Origin of the sequence: Aeromonas sp. 603607, from assembly GCF_049171595.1 — a bacterium.
GTDB classification, from domain to species: Bacteria; Pseudomonadota; Gammaproteobacteria; order Enterobacterales; family Aeromonadaceae; genus Aeromonas; species Aeromonas veronii.
Window position 1 is genome coordinate 139,021 of record NZ_JAAKOV010000014.1, and the last position, 6,369, is coordinate 145,389.

The following is a 6,369-nucleotide window of genomic DNA, read 5'->3' on the forward strand; positions in this document are numbered from 1 at the left end:
ACTATGGGGCGAGCCCTGATGGCTGGATTGCACCATCTTGCGGTTTTTCATCGCCTTGCGCTGTCATCTGCGGGCGCGGTTGGTAAGATGGATGGCTGCGGCATAATACGTACACCTGAACAGGCGGCAGGGGCGAATGAAAACAGCAGGGGTATTTGATGCACTGGTCAGCACCGGCGCCCGGCTGGAGGACGCCTGCTGGCTCGAACCCGGGCTCGGGGTGGCCAGTTGGCGCAATTGCTATGACCAGACCCGCTATCACAAGCCGGGCCACCACACCCTGAGCGTCTATCTGCAAGGAGGCGAGCAGACCGAGCGACTCGATGGGCCGGGTGGCCACGGTGGCACCGGCAAGGTGTGCATCATGCCGGATCACCACAGATCCGAGTGGCTGGTGCGCGAAGAGTTTCGCTTCTTTCATCTCTACTTCACCCCGGCTCACCTCACCCGTATCGCCGAGGAGGCGTGTGACAAGGAGGGGCGCCACCTGCAACTGGTGGACAAGACCTTTATCGACGATCCGCAGGCGGCCGGACTGGTGCAGCGCCAGTTGATGCAACTGGAGTGGCAGCACGGGGTCGATCGGCTGGCACTCTCCCACGGCGCCTGGATGTTGATCCTCCACGCCTACCGCCACCACACCGAGGAGGCTCCCGGTTTGCCGCCTCTGCGCGGCGGGCTGGCGCCCGTGGTTATCAAACGGGTGCAGGAGTATCTGCAGGCCCATCTGGCCGACTCGGTCACGCTGGCAGAGCTGGCCCAGCAGGCGGGGCTGAGCGAGTATCACTTTGCCCGCATGTTCGGCCAGAGTCTCGGCTGCCCGCCCCACCGTTACCTGCTGGGGCTGCGGCTCAAACGGGCCAAGCAACTGTTGGCTGGCCCCGAGCCGCTGGCCAGCATCGCCAGTCAGTGTGGCTTCTCTTCGCAGGCCCATTTCGGTAATCGTTTTCGCGAGGCGTTTGGTTTGACGCCGGGGCAGTGGCGGGCGCAATTGTCATCTTCCCGTCACAGATAAGCCTGAGACTTTGGGCAAAAGAGGTGTACTCTCTACCACTTATCCATTGAAAGGAATGCCCATTGAATTATCGCAAACGTCAAATCCGTACCCGTCACCTTTGGTTCAGCCACTGGAATGCCCCGCAAGATCGCACCGCTGTCGTCACCCCTCCCGAACCTGCAGTGCCTCACAGTTCACGTTGAAAAAGCCCGGCTGCCGATAGGATTTTCCAGTTAACTTTGCCACTATTGCTCAATCTGAGTGACGTGGACATTGCAGGATGTTTCTGGAACGTATTGAAGTAAAAGGTTTTCGTGGTATAAATCGTCTTTCGCTCGGGTTGGATCACACCACAGTGCTGATTGGCGAGAATACCTGGGGCAAGTCGAGCCTGTTGCGCGCGCTCTGGTGTCTGCTGGGGCAAAATGCCGAGCCCTATCAGTTCACCGCCGATGATTTTCACCAACCGGAAGATCCCGAGCTGGCCCCTTCGCGTCATCTGCAACTGGTGCTCACCTTCAGTGAGCACAGGCCACAAATGTGCCAGCATTCTCGCCGTCTGGCTCGTCTTGGCGCCTCCTGGGTGCTGCACAAGGACAAGTTTCATCGCATCCACTATCGTGCCAGTGCCGAGCTGCAAGCTGATGGCTCTGTGCTCACCATTCACGACTTTCTCGACGGGGTGGGCAAGAGCCTGCCTATTGCCAATACTAACGAACTGGTTAGCCTGCTGATCACCATGAACCCGGTGTTCCGGCTGCGGGACGCTCGCAGTGCCCGCAACGGGGTGGAAACCCTGCAGTGGGGAGATCTCTCGGAGCACAGACTCAGTGAACTGGCCGACAAGCTGATCGATGAGCCCCAGCGCATCGGGGAGCCGGAGTTGAAGGAGGCGCTGCAAGCAGTGCGCCAGCTGATGGATCACTATTTCAACGCTCTGGCCCCCATCAAGAACAAACCGCGCAGCCAGCGTGACATCATCAATCGTCCCATGACGTTGCGCAATCCTGGCAACCTGCACACCCTGCTGCGCCATGCCGATAACCGCACCCTGCAACTGGCGATGGCCGGGATGGCGGCGACCCTGCTGCAGGCGCGAGGCAATCGCGAGCTGGAGGAGGGGGCCCGTCCCATCATGATCCTGGAGGATCCTGAGAGCCGGCTGCACCCGACCATGCTGGCGCTGGCGTGGGGGCTGCTGGAACAACTGCCGGGCCAGAAGCTGCTCACCACCAACTCGGGAGATCTGCTCTCTTCCCTGCCGCTCAATCAGGTGCGACGACTGGTGCGCCGTCAGCAGGATATCCTCTGTCACCAGCTGGGGGGCGAGCGTTACAGCAGCGACGATCTGCGCAAGATCGCCTTCCACGTGCGGATCAACCGCCCCATGTCGCTGTTTGCCCGTTGCTGGCTGCTGGTGGAGGGGGAGACCGAGATCTGGCTGCTCTCCGAGCTGGCCCAGATCTGTGGTTACAGTTTGCGGGCCGAAGGGGTGCGGATTATCGAGTTTGCCCAGTGCGGCCAGTCACCGCTGATCAAGGTGGCGCGGGATTTTGGTATCGAGTGGCACCTGTTGACCGATGGCGACGAGGCGGGGCTCAAGTATGCTGCTTCGGCCCGGGGCCAACTCAAAGGGGAGCGGGAACGGGATCGGTTGACTCAGTTGCCAGCCTCTGACATTGAACATTACCTCTATCACAATGGTTTTGAAGCCGTGTTCCGGCGGGAAGCAGGGGTGGGCGGACGAGCCATGTGGAGTGCCAGTCATATCATCAATAAGGCGATTCATCACCGCAGCAAGCCGGGGATGGCACTGGCGGTGGTGGAAGAAGCCGAGCGGCTTGGTGCCGAGCATATTCCTCCCGTGCTGCGTCAGATGTTTGCGCGGGTAGTGGCACTGGCTCGCGGTCAGGTGTGAAGTCGGTGTGATAATGGGCCTGTCGGCTGCATCATGACCTTCGGGGCATCTGCTCATTTTTTGCCGGTCTGTTTGTCGTGATTGGGGATAGCCGCAGGTTTGGGTATACTCGCCCACTCTTCTCTGGCGCCCCGGTGGCGCTCCCGAATTCTTGCTGCTGGAGGCGTCATGTTCGTCCAACTCCCACTTTGGCTCTTTCCCCTTACCGGATTGATGGCGCTTGGTGCCCTCATTGCCCTCGGTATCGTGTTATGGCGCGGTGATATCTGCCCCGGCCAGCGCTCACGCATCACTCAGCAGCTCTTCTCCATCTGGGTCATTACCGCGCTCTCCTTGATGCTGGCGGTAGAGGCCAAGGCGGCCAGTTGGCTGATCTGGAGTGGTGGTGCCGCACTGGTGCTCGGGGTCGGCTTGTCGCTGGCCCAGTCACGGCTGGAGGGCAAGCGTGCAGTCCCCTCAACGCTGCTCTGGCTACCGGCGTTGCCACTCGCTGTTTATGGCTTCGGGCTGCTGCAGCTGCAGGGCTGGGTGAGCGGTTTATTGCAGATGGTGATGCTGGGAGCGGCCTTTGCTCACCTGATGCTGTTGCGAGCCCGTCACCGCCTCAAGGCGTTTAATACTCTTCTGCCGCTGGCTGCGCTGGCGGGCGCCATGGCCAGCCTTATCTGGCTGGCCGTGCTGGTGGGCTGGCAAGGGGCTGAAGCCAATCTCGATGATCTGATCCCGGCGGTGGTGACACAGGCTGCCTTGTTGGTGGCTTCCCTGCTGCTCTGGTTCAGCCCGCTCTACTTGCAGCGTGATACCGCGCCTGTGGTGGTTTCCACTTCCCTGTGTGGCCTGCTTATCGCCCAGATCGCCGCTACCAGCGTGCTGTACCAGCTGATCTGACACTGGTACTGAAAAGAGCAAGCCCCGAGCCAAGGCCCGGGGCTTTTTCATATCTGACTCTCGAGAATCAATAGAAGTCATCGGCCCCGCAGATAAACAGGCAACTGCTGCGTGGCTGGGCCAGATACTCTCTGGTCAACCCTTCCAGTGGCATGCCGAAAGTGCAGATATCTTGCGGTGAGGGGAGGGCGGTATCGAGGATCCGCCGCCAGTAGCCGCCAACTCCCTTGGGCGGGCTGGGCAGGTTGAAGGTGAGGGGCTCCCAGTAGGCGTTAAACAGTACGTAAAGGGCCAGTCGGGTTTCGCTTGACAGGGCCGACATGGCGATGGCATGGGAGTGGGGACTGAAGTCTGGCTGCATGGCATTGACTCCGTGCCAGCAGATCTCGCTGTGCCGCAGGATTTCGGTGAGCGACAGTGGCATGCTCTCCTGCTCCGGGCGCTGGAACAGATGTTTGCGGTACTGGATCAGCTCCTTCATGAAGCGGAACATCTCCTGGCTGCGGGGAGTTGGTTGCCAATCCATCCAGCAGGTCGCGTTGTCCTGACAGTAACCGTTGTTGTTGCCGTGCTGGGTGCGCAGCAGTTCATCCCCCATCAACAGCATCGGGGATCCCACCGATAACAGGGTTGCCACCATCATGTTCTTGGCTTGGCGCGTGCGCAGGGCATTGATCTGGGGATCGTCCGTTACCCCTTCATGGCCGTGGTTCCAGCTGAAGTTGTGATCACAGCCATCACGGTTCTGCTCGCCATTGGCCTCGTTATGCTTGTTGTTGTAGCTGGCCCAGTCCCACAGGGTAAAGCCGTCGTGGCAGGTGACGAAATTGATGCTCTTCTCGGGATCTGCATGGTGATAGTGATAGATATCGGGGCTACCGCACAACCGTTCGACAAAGGCGGTGACGCTGTTGTCATCCCCGCGCAGAAACCGGCGTACGTCGTCCCTGAACTGGCCGTTCCACTCACGCCAGCGGGCGCCGGCCAGTGATCCCACCTGATAGAGCCCCCCTGCATCCCAGGCCTCGGCGATCAGCTTGATATCGGCGATCTTGGGATCGGTATCTATGGTGCGCAGGGTCGGGGCATTGGCCTGTGGCTGGCCCGATTCATCCCGCGACAAAATGGCAGCCAGATCAAACCGGAAGCCATCGACGTGCATCTCCTGGCGCCAGAAGTGCAGGCTGTCCATGATCATCCGCAGTACCACCGGGTGTGCGCCGTTGAAGGTGTTGCCACAGCCCGAGTAGTTGGTGTCCTTCTGGTTGTTGTCGAGGATGTAGTAGGCCTCGTTGTCGATGCCGCGAAACGAGAAGGTGGGGCCATCATCTCCCCCCTCGGCGGTGTGGTTGTAGACCACATCCAGGATCACCTCGATATTGGCCCTGTGCAGCGCCTTGACCATATCGCGAAATTCGGTCAGCGGATCATCGCCACAGGCGTACTGGGCATGGGGGGCGAAAAAGGACATGGGGCTGTATCCCCAGTAGTTGGATAGCCCCCTGGGAGCATCCTGAGGATCGAACTGAAACACCGGCAGCAGTTCAACGGCGGTGACTCCGAGAGATTGCAGATAGGGGATCTTCTCAATCAATCCAAGATAGGTGCCCCGCAATGCAGGATCAACCCCGGAGCTCGGGGAGTTGGTAAACCCCCCCAGATGGAGTTCGTAAATCACCGAGCGGGAGAGAGAGTGAGCAGGCAGTTTGTCTCCTTCCCAGTTGTAGTGGCGGGTATCGACTACCCGATTTTTGGCGCAGCAAGCCATATTGCTGCCGGGGCGTGCAGCCGCCCATCGGTCATAGTTGGGGCCCAGTTCAATACTGCGCCCATAGGGATCGAGCAGAACCTTGTCACCATCAAAGCGGGTGCCACAATAGGGACGCCATGGTCCCTGGATACGGTAGGCGTAGCGTTGCCCGATGGGGAGTCCTTCAATATGGATATGCCAGTAGTAGGCAGTTCGGTTGAAACGGGGGGAGAGGGGAATTACCTCGGGACTATCATCTTCGGCACTGGAGAAAAGCAGCAGCTCTACCCGGCTGGCCAAGCGGGCCCAGATGGCGAAGTTGACGCCGCGGTTGTCGGGTGTCGCCCCCAACTGACGGCAGTGACCGGCGGAGATGCGCATATCATACCTACCCAAAATGAGGAGTGTTCATCTCACTGAGTGTAGTGCCTGGTATGTGGCTTTGACTCTATTGCCTGAAAAAACAGCATGATGCTGCTAATGTCCTCACTCTCTGTCTGATTAATCTACGAATAAACTTTTTTTGAGATATTTACTTGCAATCTGTGCGCTGGCGCCTATTATTGGCGACCTCAGACGCGGGGTGGAGCAGCTCGGTAGCTCGTCGGGCTCATAACCCGAAGGTCGTCGGTTCAAATCCGGCCCCCGCAACCAACTTTTCGTCAGCCTGCGATTGTGTAAACAGTCGAAAGCAGACAAACGCCATCAAGCTACTGCTCGGCTTGAGGGTGACAATTCGGACGCGGGGTGGAGCAGCTCGGTAGCTCGTCGGGCTCATAACCCGAAGGTCGTCGGTTCAAATCCGGCCCCCGCAAC

At 59.5% G+C, this 6,369-nt stretch carries 4 protein-coding genes and 2 tRNA genes; 5 read left to right on the forward strand and 1 reads right to left on the reverse strand.

The window, feature by feature from the left end:
- Positions 1-136 precede the first annotated feature (136 nt).
- The 3 genes from G5315_RS14485 (at position 137) to G5315_RS14495 (ending at position 3,803) form a co-directional block, all read left to right on the forward strand.
- Positions 137-1,015: a helix-turn-helix domain-containing protein gene (locus G5315_RS14485; protein WP_266134870.1), complete on the forward strand. Its 879-nt coding sequence runs from the start codon at positions 137-139 to the stop codon at positions 1,013-1,015.
- Positions 1,016-1,277: 262 nt separating this feature from the next.
- Positions 1,278-2,915 carry an ATP-dependent endonuclease gene (locus G5315_RS14490; protein ID WP_216953487.1) on the forward strand — a complete coding sequence of 546 codons (1,638 nt, stop codon included), beginning with the start codon at positions 1,278-1,280 and terminating at the stop codon, positions 2,913-2,915.
- 168 nt (positions 2,916-3,083) lie between these two features.
- The gene (locus G5315_RS14495; RefSeq protein ID WP_151285685.1) at positions 3,084-3,803 is read left to right on the forward strand and encodes a hypothetical protein; all 720 of its coding nucleotides are present in this window, start codon (positions 3,084-3,086) and stop codon (positions 3,801-3,803) included.
- A gap of 67 nt (positions 3,804-3,870) precedes the next feature.
- Here the strand turns inward: G5315_RS14495 and glgX are convergent, their stop codons facing one another.
- Positions 3,871-5,934 (reverse strand): glycogen debranching protein GlgX, encoded by a 2,064-nt coding sequence (glgX, locus tag G5315_RS14500; RefSeq protein ID WP_151285686.1) that lies wholly within the window; start codon positions 5,932-5,934, stop codon positions 3,871-3,873.
- Positions 5,935-6,130: 196 nt separating this feature from the next.
- On the opposite strand from glgX, the gene G5315_RS14505 reads away from it, so the two are divergent.
- Both G5315_RS14505 and G5315_RS14510 read left to right on the forward strand, forming a co-directional pair.
- A tRNA-Met gene (locus G5315_RS14505) sits at positions 6,131-6,207 on the forward strand.
- Between the two features lie 87 nt (positions 6,208-6,294).
- Positions 6,295-6,368 (forward strand) — tRNA-Met (locus G5315_RS14510).
- The last annotated feature ends 1 nt before the right edge of the window (position 6,369 follow it).